Raw genomic sequence first — 2,225 nt, 5'->3', positions numbered from 1 at the left:
TACGCACCTTGCCGCGCGTTCGAAGACTTACACCACTTGTTGGGACACGAGCCGGCTTCGCGGCCTGCAAGGCCAGCGCACCACGCGCAGTGGGGGAGCGTGGGGGCGTTTTTTTTGCCGCCGGGCCGCCCCGAGGCAAAAACGGCCCCCTCGGGGGCAGCGCACCACGCGCAGCGGGGGAGCGTGGGGGCGTTTTTTGTGTGGGTGAAGCGCCGGCCCCGGGCGGGACCGGCGGCCTGCATTACAGCGGATGGCGCAGGATCGCGGCCAGTTCGCCGCCGCCTGGGACGTCCGCGCGCCGCACGCCGAGCACGCGTGCGCCGGTGCCGAAGGCGCGGCCGGCGATCTCGTCCACCACGCCGTAGGCGCGGGCGTCGTCGACGTCCACCAGGGTGACGGCGCCGGTTTCCTCGTCGACGAAGCCGGGCACGACCGAATCGATGTCGACCAGCAGGGTGTCGATGGCGCCAAAGGTGGCGGCGCGCGCGGCATCGGACAGGTCGCTGGTGGTGCGGCGCTGGCTGGCACGCTGGTCATACGTGGCGTGCACGGCGGCCAGCTGCTCGGCGTAATGCGCATCCAGGATGGGGCGCGCGCGCTCGGCCAGCTCGGACTCGCTCAGGCGGTCCGGGCTGTCGGCGATCGTCTCCTTGAGCAGGTGCGGGTAGGAGTTGAGCTCGGCGTACACCGAGGCCAGGCGGCCGGTGGCGGCCAGCACCAGCGGCGTCTCGCGGCCCGACAGGATCGGGCGCAGCGCGTTGTCCACGAGGCGTGCGAACTGGCGGAAGCGCACGTTCTGGCCCTCCGAACCCTGCAGGCGCCGGCCGCCGCCACGCTCGTTCAGGGTCGACAGGCCCAGCGCCGAGGCGGCGTCCCTGGGCAGGCCGGGCACTTTGACCACGGTGGGTGGCAGGTTGGCGTGCATCTCGGCCAGGCGCACGGCGTTCTCGGAGAAGGCCAGGATGAAGGCCGAGTGCGGGAAGGTGACGGCGCGCAGCAGCGGCTTCAGGTGGAAGCGGTCGGCCACCTGGACCATGGTCGTCAGGTCGTTGGCCAGGCGGTAGGTGCGCAGGTTGTCCGGGGTGGCGAAGATCGCCAGGCTGTTGGCCTGGAAGCGCCAGAACTCGTCGTCGTCCACCAGGTCCGTGATCTGCTCGGACAGCGCCGCCAGGCGCCGCTTGTCGAAGCCATCGGCCTCGAGCTGGACCTGGGCCTCGCGCAGCAGGTTGCCCAGCTCGATGCGCGTCGCCTGGGTGTCCTGCGTCACCGGCGTGGTCTTCAGGTAGAAGCTGACGCAGGTGTCGGCGCGGGTGTTGAACAGGGTGTTGAATTCCGAGCGGGTCGGGAGGTCGATGTAAAGCATGGGAGGGCCTTTCTTGAAGTGGATGGATGGGAAGAAACGGGTCGGGTCGGCGGGTTCGGCGTGTCTCAGCGCCGCGCGGTGATGGTTTCGCCCGTGGCCGTCGTCAGCCACAGGGCGCCAGTGTCGTCGATGCGCCAGCGCGCCACGCGCGGCAGCAGGTCCAGCAGGCGGGCCTCCTGGTGCATCAGCGCCGGCGGACACAGCATGCGCGTGCTGCCGGCAAGCGTGAGCCGCAGGTCCGCACCGTCGCTTTCATGCCGCCCCAGCAGGCGGTTGCAGGTGGCGCTGCCCGCCAGCCGCCCATCGGGCAGGAAGCGCAGGAAGGCGCGTGTATTGTCGATCACGCCGGCTCCGGCGATGTCCTCGATCACCCATTCGCCGCCCTGTAGCGGCGTGGCGTCGTGCGCCATCAGGTAATCGGCCACGGCGCGCCAGGCGGGCAGCGAGGTCGGATCGTTGGCGGCGTTGGCGGCCACCGGGTGCGAGGCGAAGCGCGCGATCACGACGTCGGCCACGGGGTCGATCCACAGTGCCTGGCCGTGCACGCCGCGCGCGCTGAACGAACCGTGCGCATCGCCGCTGTGCCACCACATGCCGCGATAGCTCCAGCCCGGCAGCAGGTCGTAGCCGGCCCTGGCGAACCGGCCGCGGTCGCCGCCGCGCTTGATGCTCTCGATCGCCGCCGGCGGCAGGATCTGCTCGCCGTTCCATTCGCCGTCCTGCAGGATGAGCTGGCCCAGACGCGCCAGGTCGCGCAGCGTGGCGTTGAAGCCGCCGCCGGCAAAGGGCGTGCCGATTGAGTCGACGGTGTAGAAGGCCTCGCGCTCGGCGCCGATGCGGCGCCAGATGCGCTCGGCCAGCA

General features: G+C 71.1%; 2 protein-coding genes. Both read right to left on the bottom strand.

Translation table 11 applies throughout. From position 1 onward, the window contains the following. Positions 1 to 241: 241 nt before the first annotated feature. Positions 242 to 1,363 (bottom strand): hypothetical protein, encoded by a 1,122-nt coding sequence (locus PKA16_RS15795; RefSeq protein WP_324404651.1) that lies wholly within the window; start codon positions 1,361 to 1,363, stop codon positions 242 to 244. A gap of 65 nt (positions 1,364 to 1,428) precedes the next feature. Beyond that, the coding region (locus PKA16_RS15790) for an META domain-containing protein (protein WP_324404650.1) at positions 1,429 to 2,225 on the bottom strand (797 nt) is incomplete at its 5' end.

The sequence above is a fragment of the Ottowia sp. genome, assembly GCF_035325765.1.
Taxonomy (GTDB): Bacteria; Pseudomonadota; Gammaproteobacteria; order Burkholderiales; family Burkholderiaceae_C; genus Ottowia.
This window is presented reverse-complemented; position numbering and strand designations above follow the sequence as displayed.

Bases quoted from the DNA above. Each gene is read 5' to 3' on its own strand.
- PKA16_RS15795 (WP_324404651.1), bottom strand. From the start codon at position 1,363: ATGCTTTACATCGACCTCCCGACCCGCTCGGAATTCAACACCCTGTTC.